22 protein-coding genes are annotated in these 21,216 nt (G+C 64.0%); 11 read left to right on the top strand and 11 right to left on the bottom strand.

Annotated features, from left to right (window positions below; genetic code table 11):
- Positions 1–13 precede the first annotated feature (13 nt).
- From CAF53_RS21115 to CAF53_RS21100, 5 genes are read right to left on the bottom strand one after another with little or no spacing between them, the layout of a single operon-like run.
- Positions 14–1,582: an FAD-binding oxidoreductase gene (locus CAF53_RS21115; protein ID WP_157801331.1), complete on the bottom strand. Its 1,569-nt coding sequence runs from the start codon at positions 1,580–1,582 to the stop codon at positions 14–16.
- The gene (locus CAF53_RS27195; protein WP_157801330.1) at positions 1,579–2,241 is read right to left on the bottom strand and encodes a hypothetical protein; all 663 of its coding nucleotides are present in this window, start codon (positions 2,239–2,241) and stop codon (positions 1,579–1,581) included. Before CAF53_RS27195 ends, CAF53_RS21115 begins: the two co-directional genes overlap by 4 nt.
- A complete protein-coding gene (locus CAF53_RS21110; RefSeq protein WP_046765219.1) occupies positions 2,238–2,969 on the bottom strand; it encodes a hypothetical protein in 732 nt (243 codons plus the stop codon). The genes CAF53_RS27195 and CAF53_RS21110 overlap by 4 nt, the downstream gene beginning before the upstream one ends.
- On the bottom strand, positions 2,966–4,108 hold the full coding sequence (locus CAF53_RS21105; protein ID WP_100239473.1) for a nitrilase-related carbon-nitrogen hydrolase: 1,143 nt from the start codon (positions 4,106–4,108) through the stop codon (positions 2,966–2,968). Before CAF53_RS21105 ends, CAF53_RS21110 begins: the two co-directional genes overlap by 4 nt.
- The gene (locus tag CAF53_RS21100; RefSeq protein WP_046765221.1) at positions 4,105–4,629 is read right to left on the bottom strand and encodes a hypothetical protein; all 525 of its coding nucleotides are present in this window, start codon (positions 4,627–4,629) and stop codon (positions 4,105–4,107) included. The genes CAF53_RS21105 and CAF53_RS21100 overlap by 4 nt, the downstream gene beginning before the upstream one ends.
- Positions 4,630–4,745: 116 nt before the next feature.
- Between CAF53_RS21100 and CAF53_RS21095 the strand changes: the two genes are divergently transcribed.
- The 3 genes from CAF53_RS21095 to CAF53_RS21085 all read left to right on the top strand — a co-directional run bounded on the left by CAF53_RS21095 (position 4,746) and on the right by CAF53_RS21085 (position 7,414).
- Positions 4,746–5,624 (top strand): LysR family transcriptional regulator, encoded by an 879-nt coding sequence (locus tag CAF53_RS21095; protein WP_197707510.1) that lies wholly within the window; start codon positions 4,746–4,748, stop codon positions 5,622–5,624.
- Between the two features lie 101 nt (positions 5,625–5,725).
- Entirely contained in the window at positions 5,726–6,865 is a 1,140-nt protein-coding gene (locus CAF53_RS21090; protein WP_100239472.1) for a cupin domain-containing protein, read from the top strand.
- Entirely contained in the window at positions 6,866–7,414 is a 549-nt protein-coding gene (locus tag CAF53_RS21085; RefSeq protein ID WP_100239471.1) for a pseudouridine synthase, read from the top strand.
- A 3-nt stretch (positions 7,415–7,417) separates the two neighbouring features.
- Here the strand turns inward: CAF53_RS21085 and CAF53_RS21080 are convergent, their stop codons facing one another.
- Positions 7,418–8,089: a spermidine synthase gene (locus CAF53_RS21080; protein WP_046765225.1), complete on the bottom strand. Its 672-nt coding sequence runs from the start codon at positions 8,087–8,089 to the stop codon at positions 7,418–7,420.
- A 153-nt stretch (positions 8,090–8,242) separates the two neighbouring features.
- On the opposite strand from CAF53_RS21080, the gene CAF53_RS21075 reads away from it, so the two are divergent.
- Positions 8,243–8,695: a 3'-5' exoribonuclease gene (locus CAF53_RS21075; protein WP_046765226.1), complete on the top strand. Its 453-nt coding sequence runs from the start codon at positions 8,243–8,245 to the stop codon at positions 8,693–8,695.
- Between the two features lie 60 nt (positions 8,696–8,755).
- On the opposite strand, the gene CAF53_RS21070 is transcribed toward CAF53_RS21075, so the two are convergent.
- Complete coding sequence (locus CAF53_RS21070) at positions 8,756–9,982, bottom strand: FAD-dependent oxidoreductase (protein ID WP_197707509.1); 1,227 nt, start codon at positions 9,980–9,982, stop codon at positions 8,756–8,758.
- A gap of 344 nt (positions 9,983–10,326) precedes the next feature.
- Between CAF53_RS21070 and CAF53_RS21065 the strand changes: the two genes are divergently transcribed.
- A complete protein-coding gene (locus CAF53_RS21065; RefSeq protein ID WP_046765335.1) occupies positions 10,327–11,355 on the top strand; it encodes an AraC family transcriptional regulator in 1,029 nt (342 codons plus the stop codon).
- Between the two features lie 10 nt (positions 11,356–11,365).
- Here CAF53_RS21065 and CAF53_RS21060 read toward each other — a convergent pair whose 3' ends face one another.
- The 4 genes from CAF53_RS21060 to CAF53_RS21045 are packed head-to-tail and all read right to left on the bottom strand — an operon-like array spanning position 11,366 to position 13,739.
- Positions 11,366–11,668: a non-heme iron oxygenase ferredoxin subunit gene (locus tag CAF53_RS21060; protein ID WP_046765227.1), complete on the bottom strand. Its 303-nt coding sequence runs from the start codon at positions 11,666–11,668 to the stop codon at positions 11,366–11,368.
- On the bottom strand, positions 11,665–12,150 hold the full coding sequence (locus CAF53_RS21055) for a nuclear transport factor 2 family protein (protein ID WP_052757503.1): 486 nt from the start codon (positions 12,148–12,150) through the stop codon (positions 11,665–11,667). Before CAF53_RS21055 ends, CAF53_RS21060 begins: the two co-directional genes overlap by 4 nt.
- A gap of 10 nt (positions 12,151–12,160) precedes the next feature.
- Positions 12,161–12,532 (bottom strand): hypothetical protein, encoded by a 372-nt coding sequence (locus CAF53_RS21050; protein ID WP_046765228.1) that lies wholly within the window; start codon positions 12,530–12,532, stop codon positions 12,161–12,163.
- A gap of 13 nt (positions 12,533–12,545) precedes the next feature.
- The gene (locus CAF53_RS21045; protein WP_100239597.1) at positions 12,546–13,739 is read right to left on the bottom strand and encodes an aromatic ring-hydroxylating dioxygenase subunit alpha; all 1,194 of its coding nucleotides are present in this window, start codon (positions 13,737–13,739) and stop codon (positions 12,546–12,548) included.
- 377 nt (positions 13,740–14,116) lie between these two features.
- On the opposite strand from CAF53_RS21045, the gene CAF53_RS21040 reads away from it, so the two are divergent.
- Genes CAF53_RS21040 through CAF53_RS21015 form a run of 6 tightly spaced genes read left to right on the top strand, consistent with a single transcriptional unit; the run spans position 14,117 to position 21,214 of the window.
- Positions 14,117–16,543: a TonB-dependent receptor gene (locus CAF53_RS21040; RefSeq protein ID WP_100239469.1), complete on the top strand. Its 2,427-nt coding sequence runs from the start codon at positions 14,117–14,119 to the stop codon at positions 16,541–16,543.
- Positions 16,544–16,601: 58 nt separating this feature from the next.
- Entirely contained in the window at positions 16,602–17,081 is a 480-nt protein-coding gene (locus CAF53_RS21035; RefSeq protein ID WP_046765229.1) for a nuclear transport factor 2 family protein, read from the top strand.
- Positions 17,082–17,126: 45 nt separating this feature from the next.
- Positions 17,127–18,365: an SRPBCC family protein gene (locus CAF53_RS21030; RefSeq protein WP_242443547.1), complete on the top strand. Its 1,239-nt coding sequence runs from the start codon at positions 17,127–17,129 to the stop codon at positions 18,363–18,365.
- 11 nt (positions 18,366–18,376) lie between these two features.
- A complete protein-coding gene (locus tag CAF53_RS21025) occupies positions 18,377–18,721 on the top strand; it encodes a hypothetical protein (RefSeq protein ID WP_046765230.1) in 345 nt (114 codons plus the stop codon).
- Between the two features lie 31 nt (positions 18,722–18,752).
- On the top strand, positions 18,753–20,060 hold the full coding sequence (locus CAF53_RS21020) for an acetamidase/formamidase family protein (RefSeq protein WP_046765231.1): 1,308 nt from the start codon (positions 18,753–18,755) through the stop codon (positions 20,058–20,060).
- Positions 20,057–21,214 (top strand): muconate/chloromuconate family cycloisomerase, encoded by a 1,158-nt coding sequence (locus CAF53_RS21015; protein WP_084733271.1) that lies wholly within the window; start codon positions 20,057–20,059, stop codon positions 21,212–21,214. The genes CAF53_RS21020 and CAF53_RS21015 overlap by 4 nt, the downstream gene beginning before the upstream one ends.
- The last annotated feature ends 2 nt before the right edge of the window (positions 21,215–21,216 follow it).

The following is a 21,216-nucleotide window of genomic DNA, read 5'->3' as shown; positions in this document are numbered from 1 at the left end:
TTCCTGGAATGGATCAGGCAAAGCCCAGAACGCCGGGGTTCATCAGTCCCCGGGGGTCAAGCGCCTGTTTGATGGTGGAAAGGAGATGGTCGGGTGCCGGCGACAGCGCCGCGCGGAAGGGGTATGTGCGTCCGATCTGGTTGGACGCCGCGCCCAGGCTGCGGAACAGGTCCACGGTTTCCCGGCGGAGCCGGTCGACCAGCGCCCGCCCCTGCGGATTGGGAACAGGTTCCTCGAAAGCGGCCAGATGCACCGGATCGGGCGCGCTGCGATGCAAGGGCTGCCACCTGTCCTGCCAGTGGAAGACGGGTTCGAAACTGAAGCAGTGATTGGCGAGGGCGGAGACGAGGCGCGTATAGCGCACGCCATGCGCCGCCATCTCTTCCGCATGCGGTGCGATCATCGCGTCGAAGGCGTCGATCAGCCGATGCGCGTCGGAATGGGCGACCTTGGCATTGAGAGCGGCCCAGCGCCCGCCTCTGGGACCGAGCACGCCGTTCAGATTGGCGAAGATTTCGGCGCGGGCGACACGGGGAATGGTCGGCGTGACTGCGCTGCCGCCCCGTCGGCTGGCGATATGATGGGCGGCGGCCAGATCCGCCTCGACGGCGGCGGCGCAGCGTCCGGCGGCGGTCAGGTGGAGGGAGAAATGGCCCTCGGGAATGAAGTCCGTGCCGCCCTTGGCGAGCGCAGCCAGGGCCTTCACCGCCTTGAAGGCGCCGCCGGCCCCGCGCGCGACCGAAACGGCGGTCTTCGCCATGGTCGATGCATCGGCATGGACCGCGTCCGCCGCGCTCGGATCCAGAATATAGATCTCCTCCGCCAGATCGGCGCGCGCCATTTCACACAGGGCGTCGGCGGCCTGCCTGATGTCGCTGAACGCAAAGCTCGCATAGCCTTGTTCGGCAGGGGTGCGGATCAGACGGAACGTCGCTTCGGTCTTGATGCCGAACATGCCGCCATCATGGGTGAAGAGGCCGGTCAGGTCCGGGCCGAAGCTACGCAATATGGGTTTGCTGGGCTGGGCAAGCGCACCCTGGCCCGTCCGCAGCAGGGTGCCGTCGGCAAGTACGACCTCCATCCCCAGCACATTGTCCGCCGCCGATCCGTAGCGGGCCGATCCAAAGAACAGCGCGCCATGGCCAAGCCCGCCGCCGACCGTGGCGCCCGCGCCCGAAAAAGTGCCGATGAACGGCATGCGCAAGCCGAGCGGCTTCAAGGCGTTGTTGATCTGCTTCCAGGTCACGCCCGCCTGGACGGTGATCGTCATATCCTCCTGCGCGATGTCGAGGATGCGGTTCATGCCCTGCATGTCGATCGTCACCGCGCCGGGGCCGGGCGCGGCATAGCCGCCGGTATAGCTGAGGCCGCCGCCGCGCGGGATGACGGCATGGCCCAGCGCCGTCGCCGCCGCGACCGCCGATGCCAGTTCGGCCGCATCCTTCGGCACGACCACGGCAACGGGCCGCTCGCCCGTCACATGGACGTCGTGCATGGCCAGCGTCAGCGCGTCGTCGTCGGTGCGTACGGCTTCGGCGGGCAGGCGGGCTTTCAGGGCATCGATCAGCGCGTCGTCGTTCACATCGGCTTCCAGATGCTGACGACGGTGATCGCTGTGATGAACACCCACAGCAGCAGCAGGACCGAGGTGGCGCGGACATAGGTGCGCTTGATGATGGCGTTGGTCTCGTCGGTCGGCCCTTCGCGGGCCATGATCGCCCAGGTACGGAAATGCGCGATGAGCGCCAGGCGAATGCCGACCCCGCACATCATGACGCAGGCGAACAGCGCCAGCTTCCAGCGCAGCCATTGCGGCATGTCCCATGCCCCGCCGATCAGGCCGGTGGCGACGCCCAGCAACACGGCCATCAGCACATAGCGCGACGTGCGATCGATGGCGCCCAGCCTCTTGCCGATGCGGCTGTGACGCAGGCGATGGACCAGTTCGACGAACCCGAACCAGAACGCGCCGAAGATGCCGAAGCCGATCGCCGTGGCCTCGCCGCCCGGGATATAGCCGTAGAGGGCGGCGATGGCCGGGCCGAGGCTTGCCTGTAGCACAAGGGCATAGCGGACATGCTGGTCGACATGCATCACATGCTCCATCAGCCGCGACCGCTCCTCGAACGGCATGCGGTCGCTGTAGGATACATAGCGATAGGTGCTGTTGATCACGAATTCGGAACCGAGCCAATAGCCCAGCACCGCGATATGGGCGGCGAGCAGCCAGGCGACGATCATGCGACCGTCTCCGTCCGGTCATAGGCGGTCAGTTCATAGGCGGTCTGCATATAGCCGCCGACCGCGGCCTTCAGCAGCACATAGTCGCCATCGTCTGTGCACCACAGGTCGTAGGGCGGATGTTCCAGCAGCAGGCCGGGAATGTCGGTGAAGCGGAAATGCAGCGCGTCGAACTTGCCGGCGGCGACCTTCACCGTTTCGCGCCCGACAAATTCGATGGCGAGATCGATCGGGAACAGCATCGGCCCGGTCGCGCCGCGATGGTCGGGGGATGACAGCAGGATGTTGCGGAACACCTGCACGCCCGGCCCCTGCGACAGGTTGTAGAGGTTGAGTAGGAAGCCGTCATTGACCATCGCGTGATTGCCGAAGGCCACCAGCGGCGTGTCCAGTTCCATGCGCTGGGAAACCCGTCCTTCGACGGTCGTCATGGCTTCGCATTCGGCAAATGTGTCCGCGAAACGGAACCAGCCCGAACCGCGGAATTCGCCGCCCACGGCGATGCGCACGAAGCTTTCCTTCGGCAGGCCGTCGCTGCCGATGCGCAGGTTGACGTCGCGGACGACGGACGGGGCATCGTCGATCTGCCCGTGCGCCGCGATCGTGCGGCAGCCATCGGCATGGAAATCCATGCGGAAATGTTCACGGCCACGACCCTGTCCCATGCGCTCCGGCTTGGTGCTGGTATAGAGGATCGTGCCGGTTACGCTGCGGGTTACACCATTCATTTCCAGACACCTTTGTCACGCAGATAGCGCCCGGCATCCTTCAGATCGCCGGGCTGATAATTGTCGAACAGGTTGGGCGGGAAGCGCGGCGTATAACCGTTGAACACATCCATATAGAGTTGCGGATGGATCGTCGGCTGGCGGTGCCGCGCCCGGAAGGCGCCGATCGGGATGCGCGCCGTCACCAATGTTTCGTTGGGCGATTTGGCGATCGCCATGACTTCGCCGTCGGGACCATAGATGGCCGACCCACCGGCATTGCTGTCCTCGAAAAAGGGCGAGCCGGGCGAGATCGCGTTGTTCGATACGGCGGTATAGACGCTGTTGTAGAGGGAGGTCGCCGCAACATCGGCGGGAACGAAGCCGCCGGTCGCCGTGCGCAGGATCACTTCGGCGCCCTTGATCGCCAGGGCGCGGAACAGTTCGGGTTCGCGCTGCACCGAACTGGTCGCCAGGTTGCCGATCGGGGTCTGGATGACGGGCAGGATCGCATCGCGTCCGTACATCTCCACGAAGCGGTCCAGCACGTCGTAGATCGTCGTGGTGAACAGCTCGATCTCGCCGCCGAAGGCGCCCTTGATGTTGCGCGCCTTCCAGCCGCGCGACAATATGCGTCCATCGGGGCCGATGACCGTGGTGATGGACAGCGCATGTCCCGGCCAGTCGGGGTCGCGCGCATAGGAACCGAATACGACATAGGCGCCGTATTGCTTCGCCTTTTTCGCGATCGCCTCCGTCTCCACGCCGGGAATCTCGATGGCGACCTTCAGCACGTCCTGGCGCGTCCATCCCGCGCCGAAGCCGGTGATCGGAAACTCATGGAAGAACAGCAGATCGGGTCCCCCGCCAAAGGCGAAGGCGGCATCGATCAGGCCCAGCATATGGTTGAGATTGTCGCGGCGGCTCGCTTCGACACGGGAAAGGTCGACGGGAATGGATCGGGCCTGCGCAACGCCCAGCGTCCAGCTATCCTTGGTGAGGGGCACGACCGGATAGCGGCCGTCGGGGTTGATGGCGACATCGGCCTTGGGCTCGGCCGGGGCCGCGGCGGCCTGCCCAGAAACGCCGAGAGCGGCGGAGAGGCCAATGCCTCCCGCCGCACCCAACAGCGCCCTACGTGAAAGCGCTTTTTCGTTCATAGCGCCGCCCGGGGACGGTAGCTGTAGTAGCTCGGATCGTCATAGGCCTGCCAGTCGCGCGAGACCCGGTTCTCGTTGATCACGGTGCGCTGGAACAGGCGACCCTTGCGATACCAGTGCCAGGTGCGGTTCTTGGCATCGCCGTCCTCGGCCACGGTGATCATCTCATAATAGCGGAAATCGGGTTCGTGGGTCCGCGTCCAGCCGACCATGATGGTGCGATTGGTCTCGTCATAGTTGAGCGCGCCGACGAAACCGTCGATCAGGTCGTTCTTGATCCAGATGCGGTCGCCCTGGAAGGTGCCGTCGAAATAGCGGATTTCCTGCGTGCCGTCGGCCCAGGTGTAGATATTGGTCTGGCTCAGCTTCGCAACGCCGTCCGGACCGTCGGTCAGGCGGCAGACGAGCCGCGACTTGTGACGGTCGATGATATTGTGGTCGGCGTCCAGATGGACATATTCGCCTTCCCATACGCCCGCCTGGTCAGCGACGATCGGTTGCTTTTCCGTAATGATCTGCATGTGCCCTCACTCTCTCTGTGCCCCGATCATTGCGCAGGGAGGGGGGGTAGACCAACAACAAATTGTCTTTTTGAACAACCAAAGATTGTGTAATCGAGGACATGGAATCGCGACAGGTGCGGCATTTTCTGGCCGCTTATGACATGGGCACTTTCGCTGCCGCTGCGGAATGGCTGGGGTTGAGCCAGCAGGCGGTCAGCAAGAGCATATTGCGCCTGGAGGCGCAGTTGGGCGTGCGCCTGTTCGAACGCGATGGACGCCGGGTCCGTCCGACCGCCTATGCCGACCTTTTCCTGCCCCATGCGCGTACGATCGCGGCGGAGAGCGATCGCTTCCGCGCGGACCTGACCGACATGATGGGCGGTCGGCATGGCCGGTTGCGGATCGGGGTCGGTCCCAGCGCGGCGGCGGACGTCGTCGCCAGCGCGGTCAGGATGCTGACGGGCGAACGGGCCGATATGCGCCTGACCGTGCTGGCGGGCATCTATGAAATGATGGTCAGCGATCTTCTGCTCGGCAAGCTCGATGTGATCGTCGCGGTGCGCCAGGTCGACCGCCACGATCCCCTTATCCGCGAAGAGGTTCTGGGCGACATCCGCTATGCCGTCCTCGCCGGCGCGAACCACCCGCTCGCGGGCAGGGGCCGCGTGACGCTCCATGATCTGAAGAATGAGCGCTGGCTGGCAGGGGCCAATATCGGGGCGGTGGAGCAGGTGATCGACGCCAGCTTCCGAACGGCGGGTCTGGTGCGGCCACGGCCGGAAATCGAGACGACATCCGTCATCTTCACCCAGGCGATGCTCGACGGTGGAATGCACCTGACGATCCTGCCCGAAATGCTGGTGGCGCGGGACATGAAGGCCGGGCGGATCGTCAAGATCGATGTCGATATCGAACCCTGGACGCGTCCCCTGATCGTGGCGACACGCGTCCGCGCGCCCAAGCCGCCGGTCGTGGATGCTTTCATGGCCAATCTCGTCAAGGCGATGGGCTGAACCGTGTCGCCCTCATCCTCATGAATGCGACGGGGTGGGGATGACGCCACTGCGTCGACGGTTGAAATCATTCCCCATATGCCGGATAGGCTGCGGAGCACATGCATTACGATCCCGACATCTTTCTCCGCGATTATTGGCAGAAGAAGCCGCTGCTGATCCGAAATCCGTGGGATGCGTGGCGCAATCCCCTGGACCCCGACGAACTGGCAGGCCTGGCCTGCGAGGAGGGCGTCGAATCCCGGCTGATCGTGCGGGAGGAGGAAGGCTGGACGCTCGCCCATGGCCCATTCGCGGCTGACCGTTTCAGCCGGCTGGGCGCGCAGCCCTGGACGCTGCTCGTCCAGGCGGTCGATCATCATGTTCCCGATGTTGCCGCGCTGATCGATCCGTTCCGCTTCGTACCCAACTGGCGCATCGACGATGTGATGGTCAGCTACGCTTCCGACGGGGGCGGCGTGGGGCCGCATTTCGACCAATATGACGTGTTCCTGCTGCAAGGGCTGGGCAAGCGCCGCTGGCGGGTGGGGCCGCTGTGCGATGGATCGAGCGAATTGCTGCCGCATGACGATCTGCGCCTGCTCGCCCGGTTCGAGGCGACAGAGGAATGGGTGCTGGAACCCGGCGACATCCTCTATGTGCCGCCCGGCTTCGCGCATGACGGGGTGGCGGTCGGCGACGATTGCATGACCTATTCGATCGGCTTTCGCGCGCCGTCCCGCAGCGAGCTGATCGAGGGCTGGTGCGATCATCTGGTCGATGAGATGCAGGAGGATGATCGTTACAGCGACCCGGATCTGCGGGTTCAGGGCAATCCGGGGGAGATTTCGGAGGCGGCCCTGACCCGGTTGCATGCCATGGTCACAGGGAAATTGCTGGATCGTGATGCCTTTGCGTGCTGGTTCGGGGAATATAACAGCGCGCCCAAATATCCCGAGACGGACTGGCGCCCCGAAGAACCGATCGGTCGGGCGGAGTTGGCCGATTGCCTTGAACAGGGCATGGCGCTGGCGCGGAATCCGGCCAGCCGCCTTTCCTTCATTCGGCGGGCAGACGGATTGCTGCTGTTCGCCGACGGTCGCAGCTTTGCCTGTTCCGGCGAAACCGTGGCCTTGGCCGAGGCGATTTGCGCCCAGGCGCAAGTCCGGCTCGATCCCGCGGCGGGCCGGTCCCCGGAAACGCTGGACCTGCTGGCCGCGCTGATCGACCAGGGCAGCCTCGCCTTCGATCAGGAAGATTGAGTGCCGCGCCTGCTCCTGTTCAACAAACCCTATGGGGTGATGTCGCAATTCACCGATGCACGGTCCGAATCGGCGCGCCCGACCCTGTCGGATTTCATCGACGTGCCGCACGTCTATCCGGCAGGGCGCCTCGACCTGGACAGCGAAGGCCTGCTGCTCCTGACCGATGACGGGCGGCTCCAGTCGCGCATCGCCGATCCCAGATTCAAGATGCCCAAGACCTATCTGGTACAGGTCGAGGGCGATCCGCAGGCCGCCGCGCTGGACCAGTTGCGGCGCGGCGTCAGGCTGAAGGATGGGATGACCCTGCCTGCGCAGGTCGAACTGATCGATCCGCCGTCCCTCTGGCCCCGTGACCTCCCGGTACGCTTTCGCAAGAGCGTGCCCGACCGGTGGATCAGCCTCACCATCCGGGAGGGCCGGAACCGGCAGGTGCGCCGGATGACGGCCGCCATCGGCCATCCCACCCTGCGGCTGGTGCGGTGGCGGATCGGCGACTGGACCATCGACGGCTTGCCGCCCGGCACATGGCGCGAGGTGCGCGCTTAGCCTCTATCGCCTTTGCGCGAACCAGATGATGTGCTGCGGCCCCTTGCCGTTGCTGCGGGCGCGGACTTTCACTTCATCGACAGCAAGCCCGGTCTGGGACAATCGGCGGGCGAAGGCGGCATCGGGCGCTGCGGACCAGATCGCCAGCACGCCGCCCGGCTTGAGCGCGGCGATCGCGGCCGACAGGCCCCGCGCCGAATAAAGCCGGTCATTGGCCTGGCGCACCAGCCCGTCCGGACCATTGTCGACGTCGAGCAGGATCGCGTCATACAGGCCACGCCCGTCGGCGATCACATCGGCGACATCCTGACCGACCAGATGCACGCGCGGGTCGTCGAGGCAACCCGCCGCCAGTTCGGCCATGGGGCCGCGCGCCCATTCGATGATCTCCGGCACCAGTTCGGCCACGGTGATCCGGGCGCTCCCGTCCAGCGCCGCGAGCGCCGCGCGCAGGGTGAACCCCATGCCATAGCCGCCGACCAGCAGATGCACGGACTTGCGCCCCCGCAACCGTTCGCAGGTCATGTTGGCGAGCGCCTCCTCCGATCCGCTCATGCGGCTGCTCATCAGTTCGTTGCGGTCGAGCACGATCATGAAATCCCGGCCCCGGCGATAGAGCGTCAATGTCTCGCCCCCAGGGACATGGGCCGATCCGATGAATTCGCGTGGTTGCATGCTGTCCTTCCGTAGGCGGGGCGCCCGCCTCTTAGGACAAGCCGGGCCATAGTCCAAGCGCAGGCGCGATGAAGGGGTTTACGGCCCGCAAAGTCGACGTCATAGCGACGGGACGATGTTGCCCCTGCACCCTTGTGAAAAGCGTCCCTGAAATTGCGATATTTCCTCGATACCGAATTCAACGGCTTTGGCGGCGATCTGATCAGCCTGGCGCTGGTGCCGGAATATGGCGATCAGGATTTCTATGTTTCGCTGCCCCTTCCGGACGAAATCCATCCCTGGGTGCAGCAGAATGTGATCCCCTATCTTCGCTTCGTTCCGCCCGGCATCGACCTCCAGCTGAATCGCGAACAGGCCGCCCACCATCTCGAAGCCTATCTGGCGCATGATCCCGATCCGGTGATCGTGGCGGACTGGCCGGACGATCTCGCCTATTTCTGCCACCTCATGGTGACGGGGCCGGGGGAGAAGATCGCCATCAGCGACCTTCGCCTCGAACTGATCAACGGAGCGGGTTTCAGTTCGGCCGCCAACAGCAAGACGCCCCACAACGCCCTGCATGATGCACGCGCGTTCAAGGATTTCTGCCTGCGTTCGGCCTATTGAGGGCTTGTCCGACCCCTGCGGATAGGGGGCTGGGCCCTCGCCCGGTGGAATCGACCGATCTCAGGCCGCCTTCTTCAGGGGGATGGATATGTCCGCCAGCTTCGCCCGGTCCGGGCGGGCTTCCTTGAGGATCAGCGAACGCGCACCCATGAAATCCTTGGGGTTGTTGATCGCATCGACGGAAATGATGCGCCCCTCCTTCAGGTAGATGACGGTCAGGGGGCCTTCCTTGCTGTCGCCCCGGACGACGATTTCGTCCGCATCCTTGTTGAGACCCGCCGATTGCAGCTTCAGGTCGTACTGATCGGACCAGAATGTCGGCAGTGCCCGATATTCGGTCGGCGCTTCCAGGATGGTATCGGCCGCAATGGCCGCGGAATCCATCGCATGCTGGACGGATTCGAGTCGCCATAGGCCGCCTGCGAAATCATTGGGATGGCGGGCGCAATCGCCGATGGCCAATATGCCCTCGGCCGAGGTGCGGCAATATTCGTCCACCAATATGCCGCTGTCGCAGGCGATGCCCGCCTTTTCGGCCAGGGCGGTGTCGGCGTCGATGCCGATCCCGACGATCGCGAGATCGACCGGGATTTCCAGACCGGATGCCAGCCGGACGGCCGCTATGCGCCCTTCGCCGGCAAAGCCCGCAACCTGTTGCCCCAGGTACAGGTCCACGCCGTGCGCGCGATGCTGGCGCTCGAAAAAGTCAGACACGACGGGGGACGTCACCCGCTGGAGAACGCGGTCCTGCGCCTCGATGACGACCACCTCATGGCCCATCTCGCGCGCGGCGGCGGCTACCTCCAGGCCCACATATCCGGCGCCGATCACGCCCAGCACGCCGCCATTCTCCAACCCGCCGCGGATCGCGTCGACATCGGCGACGGTGCGCAGATAGTGGATGCCCGCAAGCTCCGATCCCGGACAGATGAGACGCCGAACCTTGCCCCCGGTCGCGAAGACGCACCACCGGAAACGGATGATGCGGCCATCCTCCAGTTCTGCGCACTTCCGGCCGGTGTCGAGTGCGCCGACCCGATGTCCCAGTTCGAAGCGGACCTGCTGTTCGGTCCAATAATCATTGTCCCGCAGCAAAAGCCGGTCGATCTCCAGATTGCCGATCAGATAGCCCTTCGACAAGGGGGGGCGATCATAGGGCAGGCTGGGTTCGTCGCTCACGACCGTGATCGTTCCGGCAAAGCCCTTCTGCCGAAGCGAAATGGCCAGATGCGCGCCCGCATGACCCCCGCCGATCACCAGGACGTCCACGGCGATTGGTTCGTTCAACTCTCTTCTCCCGGTTCTGACCGTTCGGCGCGACTGGCCGACCTGCACGCATGTCGGCATCGCCGCTTATCGGTGTCGAAACTGAGCGCAAAATTTCCCGATCACTATCCCGTTATCGCAGGCCTTGCACCCGCGGCGCGATCTTCTGCGAACTACGGCTTGACCGGCGGGAGAAAAGCGGGCGTCATTGCGTCAGAGAATGAGGAGGACGCGTCAATGAACCGTCGCATTATGACAGTGTCTTGGGGAGGGCACGACAGGCCGCATCGGAAGGCGCATGTTTCGGGTTCGGGCCGACAAGGGAGGATGTCGTCCCACGTCGCGGGACACGGGCGGATATGGGCATGCTGACCGATATTCCAGCGCCCAGCCGTTTCTGGAACGGGGAAATCCTTCCGCTCGTCCAGTGGAACAGGTTCAGCAGCACCGACGCGGGCGAAGTCGAAGAGCATATGAGCCGGATGTTCTGCCCGCACCGGCTGGACGTGCAGGGAGGCAGGCCTCCCATCGATTTCCGTCACAACCAGGCGCAATTGCGGGCACTCACCTTCAACGCCCAGGATTACGGCAACCCCTTCGGCCGCATCTCCATCGACGTGCCCCAGATGGGGCAGATCTACCTCGTGCAATTCTCGCTGCATGGCACGTCCTTCATCACCCATGACAGCAACAGCTTCAGCCTGGCGCCGGGCCAGATGTGCGTGCTGGCCCCCGATGCCCATTTCAGCCAGACGTTCGAGGCGGGCTACAAGCATTTCACCATCAAGATTCCGAAGGCCGACCTCGAACGGGTTCTGGCGCAGGAACTGGGTTTCCGGCCCGACGAACTGATCTTCTCGACGCGGCCGGTGCCGCTGGTCGGCGCGGCCCAGGCCTTTGCCCATCTCGTCCGCACGATCTGCGACGATATCGATCATGGGCTGACGGGCTATACCCATCCGCGGGCCAGCGGTTCGGTCGAAGACACGCTGAAGCGCCTGTTGCTCGCGGCGGTGCCGCACAATCATTCCGATCTGTTCGATTCGGCGCCGTCGGGTCCTGCGCCCTATTATGTCCGCCGGGTCGAGGATTACATCCGCAATCATGCGCGCGAACCGATTTCGCTGATCGAGATGATCGAGATTTCGGGCATCAGCGCCCGGTCGCTCCATGCCGGTTTCCGGCGGTTTCGTGGTGTGACGCCGATGGGCTATCTCAAGAATGTTCGCCTCGACCTTGCCCGCAAGATGTTGCTGGAGGGTGTGGAGGAAGGGCATAGCGTGACCGACGTCGCGCTCGCCTGCGGCTTCAGCCATCTCAGCAAATTCGCGCGCGACTATGCCGAACGTTTCGGCGAACGCCCTTCAGCCACCTTGCGGCAACTGAAGGGCTGAAAAAGGGCCGTCACATCGCGATATGCACCGCCCCGTCGACGATCTCGACGGCATAGGTCTTGAGCGCGATCGAGCAGGGCGCGGCGCAGGCCGCTCCGGTGCGGATGTCGAAGCTGCCGAGGTGGAAGGGGCAGACGATCTTCCCGTCCTCTATCTCCCCCTCCGCCAGAGACGCTTCGCCATGGGTGCACAGATCGTCGGTTGCGAATATCTCGCCGTCCAGCAGATAGACGGCGATCCCGTGTCCGCCGTCCAGTTCGACCCGCAATATCTCGTCTTCGTCCAGTTCGTCGACCGCGCACAACCGGGTCATTGATCGAATGCCTTCTTGAGGCTCCAGGGTGGCGTCGCCACTCCCTGCACCCGCAGGTCCAGTTTCACCGAAGCGAATTTCCATAGATTATCCTCATATCTTGCAATGCTGTCATACCAGCCGCCCAGCCAGCGATCTTCAGCCCCCGCATCATGCGCCATGGTGGACAGTTCCCAGAGATACCAGCGGCAGCGCGCCGACCGGCCGTCCTCTGCAAACTCGACATAGGGGGCGATCATATAATGGATCGACCAGAGCACCTCTTCCGCCGCGATCGCGGCCAGGCCCGCCGCGATCGCCGAAGCGCCGTGGAAGGTCGCGAAGCCCTCGGCCGACCAGCTTGCGTCCTCGTGGAACAGCGGCTGCATCATTGCCGGATCGTTCCTGCGGTCGGCGCCATGCGCATAGCGCGCAACGAGATCGGAAATCTCGTTGCGCGCCTCTATGCGGAACAACCGCTCCTCGACCGTCGAAGGGGTCATCCCCGTCATCTCAGGCCGTGGCCATGGGGCTGAGGCCGCGCCAGGTCTCCTGCCCGCCATGCACGGCGACGAACCGTCCTTCCTCGAACGCATAGGGGACGCCTGGCGAGCCGGAATAAAGCTCGATATGCGGCGCCACCTCGGCCAGCGAGAGCGCGAGATTGTAGAGTGCATGATGGCTTTGGGGCAGCGCGCCGAGCGGGAAGCGGTCGACTTCGGCCAGGATGCCGGAAAGCCGGGGCAGCATCCGGTCATAGAAGGCGCGCAGTTCCGCGCTGGACGATCCCTGCCGCTTCCTCTGGCGCTGGTCGGCCGTCGGCAGGTTCCAGTCGAGGCAGGCGGAAAGGTCTTCGAAGCCCGCGGGCAGTTCGGCTTGCGTCATGGTCGCGTCTCCCTCAGGCGTTGACATATTCATCGACGACGGCGGCACTGTGACGGATGAGGATCTCGTCATCCTGCAGGTTCTGCACCGTCTTGGCGCGCGACTGCATCGCCCGCTGCGTGTCTTCCATGGTGGCGGTGTCCTCCAGCCAGGCGTTGCGCTGAAGCGTCATGGCATGTTCCATTGCCCAGCGTTCGGCATTGGTCTTGGGCGGCCGGACATAATAGCGTCCTTCCCACAGCGTCCGGTTATGGGCGATCGGCCAGAACTGATGGGTGAACCAGATCCCTTCCGATATGTGGATCAGCGTGTTGGGGAAGAGCACGCTCAGTTCGAACGCGAAATCGTCCCGCTTGTCGGGGTTGATGGTCGGGGGCAGCATCGTTTCGGCGCGCTGCGTGACGAGCGAGGCGCCGGCGATCGAATTGGCGATGCCTGCAACGGGCGTCGGCGTCGCGCCCAGCGTCAGGCATACGGCGCAGGTCCGGTGCGGTCCCATCAGCTTCACATTCTGAAGGCCGGTGGAGAAGGTGTTGGGGAAGGACCCGGCATGGATGGTGTCGACATGGTAGGCCTCCGCAAAGGCGTCGTGCGCGACCTTCCAGTTGCATTCCAGCTCGGTATGATAAGTGAACTGATAGCTGAGTTCGGCGAAGGGGAAACCCGCAAAATGTCCGGCATAGTCGCCCAGGAAATCGGCCAGGCTGTTGTCGGGTGTTTCCGCCAGATTGATGAAGATGAAACCTTCCCAGAAATCGATATGGATCGGGGACAGGCCGTTCTGCTTCTTGTCGAAACATTGATAGAAGCGTTCTTCGCTCGGTACATGTTTCAACGCACCATCGGCACCATAGACCCAGCCATGGAAACGGCAGGTGACGATCGCGGCCTTGCTGCGACCGAAAGTTTCCGGACCGGTTTCGGTGACGACGGTATTGCCACGATGCGCGCAGATATTGTGATGGGCGCGCACGACGTCATCCTTGCCACGCATCAGGATGACCGATGTGTCGGCGGTGGCAAGGCGCTTGACCTTGTAATCACCCTTCCTGGGTATCTCGTCGACCCGGCCGACGCAAAGCCAGACCTTCCTGAAGATTTTCTCGCGCTCACGTTCATACCATTCCGGCGCGATATAGGGCTCGATGGGGATCGGCCCCGATCCGAGTTCGGGATGCTCATGTAACCAGCGATGTGCGTCGTTCATCCTGCTGTCCTTATGGATTCGACCGGTTGCCGACTCCCGGCGACAGTCGAATGGCTGAAATTCCGGACAAATGATGTCGGCGCGCGCCATGACCCGCTAGCCCGTTCCCGTGTCCGTTAGCCTGCGGCGGCATCAAAGGCGGCGGGGCCGAAAAAGGGGCAGGGGACCGCTTTGTTCCGCGCCTTGCACTCCATCGCGCTCAGTTGTCGAACTCCGCAGCAACGGGCTAGCGCGATGCCTTCATCTGCGTTCGATTATAGGCGAGCGTCCGATGTCGGTCGCCAACGCCGTTCCAGGAGTAGCAAGGCCGATCCGATCCGCGAGGCGCGGACGGGCGGTACAACGACAATAATAACCAGTCAAACCAGGGAGCTACAATGAAACCTAACGCCCGCAATCGCACCCCCTCCGGCCGCCGCGCCTTGTCCCTGCACTTTGGGCCGCTGCAATCCGCTTCGCTTCGGGCCCTGATCGCAGGCCTGGCGCTGGCGGGCATCGGCCACGGTTCGTCGGCGCTCGCGCAGCAGGCCCCGGACGAGGCAGCCAGCCAGCCCGGCGGTATCGAGGAGATCACGGTCACGGCCCGTCGTCGCGCCGAATCGCTTCAGGACACGCCGATCTCGATCTCGGCCGTCACGTCCGAAGGGCTTGCACAGCGCGGCATCGACAATGTCACACAGATCGGCGACTTCACGCCGAACGTGAAGTTCAACAGTTCCGTGCCGGTTTCCGCCAGCAACGCCACCGCCGCCATCTTCATCCGCGGCATCGGCCAGAACGACTATCAGCTTTCCGCCGATCCCGGCGTCGGCCTCTATCTCGACGGCGTCTATATCTCGCGCGGCGTGGGCAATGTGCTCGACGTCCTCAATGTGGAGCGGATCGAGGTGCTGCGCGGCCCCCAGGGCACGCTGTTCGGCCGCAACACGATCGGCGGCGCCGTCAGCGTGGTGACCAAGAAGCCCGCCGAGGAGCTTGGCGCCAGCCTCGACCTGACGACGGGCAGCTACAACCGCGTCCAGATCAAGGGGTCGATCGACGTGCCGGTCGCCGACGGCATCTATACCAGCCTGTCGGGTTTCTATCACATGCGCGACGGCTATGTGAAAGGCACCGTGCCGCTGGCGCCCGACCTGGGCGACACCAACACTTTGGCCGGCCGCTTCGCGCTGAGGCTGGAACCCACCAGCAACCTGTCGATCAACCTGGCGGTCGACGGTACGCGCTCGCGCGAGAAATCGGCGCCCAACGTCATGCTGGCGGTCGATGAGAACGCACCGGCGGCGCAGGTCTGGAACAGCGTCTATTCCGGGGCGGCCGGTATCTGCACGGACCTCTCCAATCCGGCGCGCCTGTCCGACACGCGCTGCTACAACAGCCAGTGGGCGCAGGCGCCCTACCGGCATGGCGGCACGTTCCAGGCGGTTTCAGACACATTCAACAATTTCGGCAAGCGCCGCTATGAATCGGCGTCCGACCTCAACATCTGGGGCGTTTCCGGCACGCTGGAATGGCGCCTGGGTGGCGGCGTCACCGCCAAGTCGATCACCGCCTATCGCAAGGTGACCGGCTTCTGGACCCGCGATTCCGACCATAGCCCGGCCAGCATCGTCCAAACCAAGAGCGACTGGAAACAGGACCAGTTCTCGCAGGAATTGCAGTTGCTCGGTGATGCTTTCGACAGCCGCCTGAACTGGGTCGTCGGCGGATATTATTCGAAGGAAAGCGGCAATCACGAAGATCTGGTCAATATCGTCGACGCCGTATTCATGAGCGGTGCGATCCTAGACGGACGCAGCCTTGCCGCCTTCGGCCAGGCGACGTTCGAGATCGTGCATAATCTGAGCCTGACCGGTGGCATCCGCTGGACCGAGGACAGGAAGACCTTCGACAACGGCAATCAATATGTCGTGGCGGCGGGTTTCCTGACGGGTCAGCCCTTCAACCCCGACGGCTCGGGTCTTCAGAATGGCGATCCGCTGATGGGTCCCCGCGCGCGCATGACGATCAAGGACCGCGCCTGGACGCCGATGGCCAGCCTTTCCTATCGCTGGTCGCCCGAATTCCTGACCTATGCGTCCTACTCCCAGGGGTTCAAGGGCGGTGGCTTCACCCAGCGCGTCTTTCCGCCCTTCGCCAATATCCCCTCCTTCCGTCCGGAAACGAGCACGACCTATGAAGTCGGTTTCAAGTCCGACCTGCTGGGCCGTCATCTCCGTCTGAACGGCGCTGCCTTCGTCAACGATTATGACGATCTGCAGATCACCGTGAACGACCCGATCCTGGGCTTCGCGCCCATCATCCAGAACGCCGCGAAGGCCCGCATCAAGGGCGTCGAACTCGAACTGCAGGCGCGTCCGACCGAAGAACTGAAGCTGGAGGCGGGCCTTGGCTATCTGGATGCCAAATATCGGCAGGTCGACATCCGCGCGCTCAACAGCGGCGTGACCAAGGACACGCATCTTCAAAATGCGCCGAAATGGACGCTGAGCGCAGGCGCTTCCTACGATATCGATGTCGCGGGTGTCGGCAAGTTCACGCCGCGCGTCGACTGGTCCTATCGCTCGACGGTCTACAATGATGCGGTCAACAGCCCGCTGTTGGTGCAGAGCGGCTATCATCTGGTGAACGCCTCGATCGCCTATCGCGACGAGCCGGACACCTGGCTGGTCACGCTCGGCGTCAAGAACCTGACCAAGCAGAAATATCTGGGATCGGGCTTCGTCGACTCGTTCGGCGGGATCACCGAGGGCGCCTATGGGCGGCCGCGCGAGTGGTTCCTGAGCGCCCGCCGGACCTTCTGAACCATGAAGGCGCCGGTTCCGACCGACGGAACCGGCGCCCCCACCGGAAGGAGGACATATGCCCGATACATTGGAACAGCGGATTGCGCGGCTGGAGGCGTTGCGCGACATCGATGCGCTGATCGTCGATCTTTCCCGCGCCTTCGACGCCGGGCCGTCGGCGGAGATGCTGCGCCCGCTGTTCACCGACGATGCGACGTTCCGGATCGACCGATACGGCATGCTGTCGGGCGGCGACGCCATCGCGCGGGAAGTGGCCGGCAATGCCGATCGGGGTTTCAGATGGACCCTGCACTATCTGGTTTCCCCCAAGGTGGAACTGGCGTCGTCCTGCGACCATGCCGCCGTCGAATTCATGCTTTGGGAAGTCGCGACCTCGGCCAGCGGCCGGGCCTACTGGATCGGCGGCCGCTATGTCGCGATGGCCAGGAAGAGCGGGCCGGCCTGGCAATTCGCCGTGCTCGAACTCCAGGCCGATCTCATTTCCCACTATCCCGACGGCTGGGGCGAGAAGCCCGATGCGCTCGCCGATGCGTGAACACCCAAATGAGCGACGGCACCCATTTCAATATTCGGAGAGTGAATGATGACCATAGGGATAACGGCGGAAGATTTGGCCCATATCTCGCGCAGTTCGGAGGATATTCGTGCAGAGTTGGGCGTCGATCCCGTATCGGTACGGGCGATCAGCGATCCCGCCATCTATGAACTGGAGCGCGAGAAGATCTTCCGGAAGACCTGGCTGAAGGTCGCGACGAGCTGGGAACTTCCCAATGTCGGGGATTATAAGGTCAAGGAATTGCCGGTCGCGGACGCCTCCGTCCTGATCGTGCGCGGCAAGGACGGCCAGATCCGCGCCTTTCACAATGTCTGCACCCATCGCGGCAACAAGGTCGTCCCGACGACCGGGTTCGAAACCTTCGGCCGCTCGCGCGCCAATGTGGTGACATGCCGCTTCCATGGCTGGGTCTTCTCCACCGACGGGCCGCTGCGGTCGGTGCCGATGAAGGAGAAGTTCGGCAAGCTCGACACCGCCTGCCTTGGCCTGCGCGAAATCCATTGCGACATCTGGGAAGGGTTTGTCTTCATCAACTTCGATGCCGAACCGGCGCAGTCGCTGACCGAATATCTGGGTGACTTCGGCAAGTTGTTCGGCGGCTATCCTTACGCGGAATCGACTACCGCCTTCCGCTATTCGACCGTGCTGAACTGCAACTGGAAGGTCGCGCATTATGCTTTCAGCGAGGGTTATCACGTGCCGACGATCCATGCCGGGTCGCTGCCGGGCTTCAAGGGGGTCGATCACACCGACTTCAAGCTGATGGGGCCGCACGCATCCTCCACCATCTACGGCGCGGGCATGGACACGGCGCCCTCGACGCTCGCCTTCGCCTCGATGCTGAGCACGACCGAACGCCACCGGCCGCGTCCGGACCAGTTGCCGCCCGCGATCAATCCGGAGCGGCGCGCGGATTTCCAGTTCGAACTGCCCAACCTGTTCCCCAATTTCATCATCCACCTGGCTTCGGGCTGCGGTTATCCGGGCATGTCCTTCTTCACCCACCAGTTCTGGCCGCTCGACCATGGGCGGACCTTGTGGGAAGGCATCAACTATTTCCGGCCAGCCCAAACCGCCGCGGAACAGGTGGCGCAGCAGCATGTGAACGCGCTGCATCGCAATGCCTGGCTGGAAGACACCGCCACCATGGAGGACACTTTCACCGGCATCATGTCCGGATCGATCGATGAGATGCAGTTGATGGATCAGGAATTCCTGATCCGCCATGCCGCGCGCACGCTCGACACCTTTCTCGCGGCCTGAGGACCCTGATCATGACCCATCCCATCCTTCCCGCTCCCTTCGCCGACCTCGCGCCGCTTGCGGCGCATTGGGCCAGGCCCAGCGAGAATGAACGCAGCGAAATCCGCTGGTCCGCCAGCCCCGCCGAATTCAAGGCGCTTTACGAGGCGATGATGCCGCGGCTCGACGACATATTGCGCCTGCTGTCGGACCATCCGGCCAGCGGGATGCCCGAAGAGGTGCATGATCTCTTCCTGCTCGCCTGCGCCTTTGCCGAGGCCTCCCCGCATCATGAGCTTTACGGCGGCAGCAGCGCGGTTCCCTACAGCTTCGACGCGCGGCGCTTCGTCCGCACCGACGGCGACGCCGCGCTCTGATCGGTCCCAATAGAAATCGAGGGTAGTTCCAATGTCTGACGCACGATCGCATATTGAGGTTTATGACTATAGCGGCGGCATCGTCGGGCCGGGCATCGAACCGGCCGGCACCGTCCGGGACGGCGGCACCATCCGCACCGGCACCCCGCCCGGCTGCTGGGGTCCGATGATCACGCCGAAATTTCAGGGCGGCCATGAAGTGACGCGGCCCGTCCTTGTCGAGGGTGCGGAGATCGGCGATGCGATCGCGATCAGGCTCAAGACCGTCCAGGTGACGTCGCTCGCGACATCGTCGGGCGTCATGGAATTTGTCGAGGGTCGTTATCTGGGCGACCCCTTCGTCGCCAAGCTGTGCCCGAACTGCGGCGCCACCAGCCCCTCCAGCCACATCGAGGGAATTGGCGAGGAAGCCGTGCGCTGCGACGGTTGCGGCGCGGAGGTCAATGCGTTCCGCTTCTCCAACGGTTATGTGATCGTCCTCGACCGCGAGAACAAGGTCTCGCTGACCGTCGGCAAGGATGTCGCCCAACGCATCGCCGGCGATGCCCGCACGGTCGCGGCGATGCCCGATCAGGCGAACCAGCATTCCATCCTCGCCCTGGCGCGCGCCGACATATCCGGCCTGGCCAGCCGCATGCGGCCGTTTCTGGGCAATATCGGCACCATTCCCTCGCGCGACCTGCCGGATTCCCACAATGCCGGCGATTTCGGCTCGTTCCTGATCGACGCCCCCCATGGCTACAGCTTCACGCAGGAGGAGCTTAACGAGCACAAGACCGATGGCCATATGGACACCAATTCGGTGCGGGAAGGCGCCATCCTCATCTGCCCGGTGAAGGTGCCGGGCGGCGGCGTCTATATGGGCGACATGCACGCACAGCAGGGCAATGGCGAGATCGCCGGTCACGCGACGGACGTGTCGGGCGTCGTCGAACTGGAGGTGAAGGTCATCAAGGGGCTGAAGCTGGACGGACCGATCCTGCTGCAACATCCCGAGGACCTGCCCTTCCTGGCGCAGCCGATGAGCGGTGAGGAAAGCCGGGCGATCAGGCGGCTGGCCGAACGCTACGGCCAGCAGTCGATCGAGGACAATGCGCCGATCACCTTCATCGGATCGGGGCCGACGCTGAACGATGCGACCCATAACGGCCTCGCACGGGCGGCGGAGGTGACGGGCCTGCCCTATGATGAAATCATGAACCGGGCCACCATCGCGGGCTCCATCGAAATCAGCCGCCTGCCCGGCGTGGTGCGCGTCACCTTCATGTGTCCGACCTCCATATTGGAACGCATGGGCGTGGCGGAACTGGTCCGCGAACAATATGGGGTGCAGGCGTGATCACGATCACGGGTATTGAGACGAATATATTGGAAGTGCCTACGGTTCGTCCGCATGTTTTGGCGATGGCGACGATGGAAGCGCAGGTTGTTTGCCTAGTGCGGCTTCATTGCAGCGACGGGATTGAGGGGGTTGGCGAGGCGACGACGATTGGGGGGCTGAGCTATGGGCCGGAGAGCCCTGAGGGTATCAAGCTTGCCATCGATCGTTATTTCGATCCCCTGTTGCGTTCCGGGGATGCGACCCGGATCGCGTCGCTGATGGGCGTGATCGGGAAGCATGTGGTGGGCAATCACTTTGCCAAATGCGCGGTGGAGACCGCGCTGCTCGATGCGCAGGGCAAGCGGCTGGGCGTTCCGGTGAGCGAACTGCTGGGCGGTCGGGTGCGGGACCGGCTGCCGGTGCTCTGGACGCTGGCGAGCGGCGATACCGGGCGCGATATCGAGGAGGCCGAGGCGATGCTCGCTTCCCGTCGTCACAATGCGTTCAAGCTCAAGATCGGCAAGCGGCCGCTGGGCGAGGATGTGGCCCATGTCGCGGCGATCAAGCGGGCGCTGGGCGACCGGGCCAGCGTGCGGGTCGACGTCAACATGGCGTGGGACGAGACGGTGGCGCGCCAGGGCGTCGCGATGCTGGCCGATGCCGGCTGCGACCTGGTCGAACAACCGATCATGCGCCATAACCGCGCGGGCATGGCGCGTCTTGCCGCCCGCTCGCCGATCCCGATCATGGCGGACGAGGCATTGCAGGGCCCCGCCAGCGCCTATGACTATGCGACCGCCGCCGCCGCCGACGTCTTCGCCGTCAAGATCGAACAGTCGGGCGGGCTGTACGCGGCGAAGGACGTGCAGGCGATCGCGCAGGCGGCGGGGATCGCCGTCTATGGCGGCACGATGCTGGAAGCGGCGGTGGGCACGGCGGCATCGGCCCATGTCTTCGCGACCTTCCCCACCCTGCCGTTCGGCACCGAACTGTTCGGCCCTCTGCTGCTGACCGAGGAGATATTGGCCGAGCCGCTCGACTATGCCGATTACGGCCTGGGCGTGCCGGACGGCCCGGGCCTGGGCGTGACGCTGGACGAGGAACGGATCGCCTTCCTGCGCCGGGACGCGGCGCGCACCACCATTTCCCTCCCCTCTGCACGGATGGCCTGACC

This window comes from Sphingobium sp. LB126 (assembly GCF_002795205.1).
Classification (GTDB): Bacteria; Pseudomonadota; Alphaproteobacteria; order Sphingomonadales; family Sphingomonadaceae; genus Sphingobium; species Sphingobium chungbukense.
The sequence above is the reverse complement of the archived record's forward strand: the minus strand, read 5'-3'. Positions and strand labels throughout refer to the sequence as shown.

Coding starts and splice junctions, on each gene's coding strand:
- CAF53_RS27195 (WP_157801330.1), bottom strand. CDS start 2,241: ATGATCGTCGCCTGGCTGCTCGCCGCCCATATCGCGGTGCTGGGCTAT.
- CAF53_RS21110 (WP_046765219.1), bottom strand. CDS start 2,969: ATGAATGGTGTAACCCGCAGCGTAACCGGCACGATCCTCTATACCAGC.
- CAF53_RS21105 (WP_100239473.1), bottom strand. CDS start 4,108: ATGAACGAAAAAGCGCTTTCACGTAGGGCGCTGTTGGGTGCGGCGGGA.
- CAF53_RS21100 (WP_046765221.1), bottom strand. CDS start 4,629: ATGCAGATCATTACGGAAAAGCAACCGATCGTCGCTGACCAGGCGGGC.
- CAF53_RS21090 (WP_100239472.1), top strand. CDS start 5,726: ATGCATTACGATCCCGACATCTTTCTCCGCGATTATTGGCAGAAGAAG.
- CAF53_RS21080 (WP_046765225.1), bottom strand. CDS start 8,089: ATGCAACCACGCGAATTCATCGGATCGGCCCATGTCCCTGGGGGCGAG.
- CAF53_RS21065 (WP_046765335.1), top strand. CDS start 10,327: ATGCTGACCGATATTCCAGCGCCCAGCCGTTTCTGGAACGGGGAAATC.
- CAF53_RS21060 (WP_046765227.1), bottom strand. CDS start 11,668: ATGACCCGGTTGTGCGCGGTCGACGAACTGGACGAAGACGAGATATTG.
- CAF53_RS21055 (WP_052757503.1), bottom strand. CDS start 12,150: ATGACCCCTTCGACGGTCGAGGAGCGGTTGTTCCGCATAGAGGCGCGC.
- CAF53_RS21050 (WP_046765228.1), bottom strand. CDS start 12,532: ATGACGCAAGCCGAACTGCCCGCGGGCTTCGAAGACCTTTCCGCCTGC.
- CAF53_RS21045 (WP_100239597.1), bottom strand. CDS start 13,739: ATGAACGACGCACATCGCTGGTTACATGAGCATCCCGAACTCGGATCG.
- CAF53_RS21040 (WP_100239469.1), top strand. CDS start 14,117: ATGAAACCTAACGCCCGCAATCGCACCCCCTCCGGCCGCCGCGCCTTG.
- CAF53_RS21035 (WP_046765229.1), top strand. CDS start 16,602: ATGCCCGATACATTGGAACAGCGGATTGCGCGGCTGGAGGCGTTGCGC.
- CAF53_RS21030 (WP_242443547.1), top strand. CDS start 17,127: ATGATGACCATAGGGATAACGGCGGAAGATTTGGCCCATATCTCGCGC.
- CAF53_RS21025 (WP_046765230.1), top strand. CDS start 18,377: ATGACCCATCCCATCCTTCCCGCTCCCTTCGCCGACCTCGCGCCGCTT.
- CAF53_RS21020 (WP_046765231.1), top strand. CDS start 18,753: ATGTCTGACGCACGATCGCATATTGAGGTTTATGACTATAGCGGCGGC.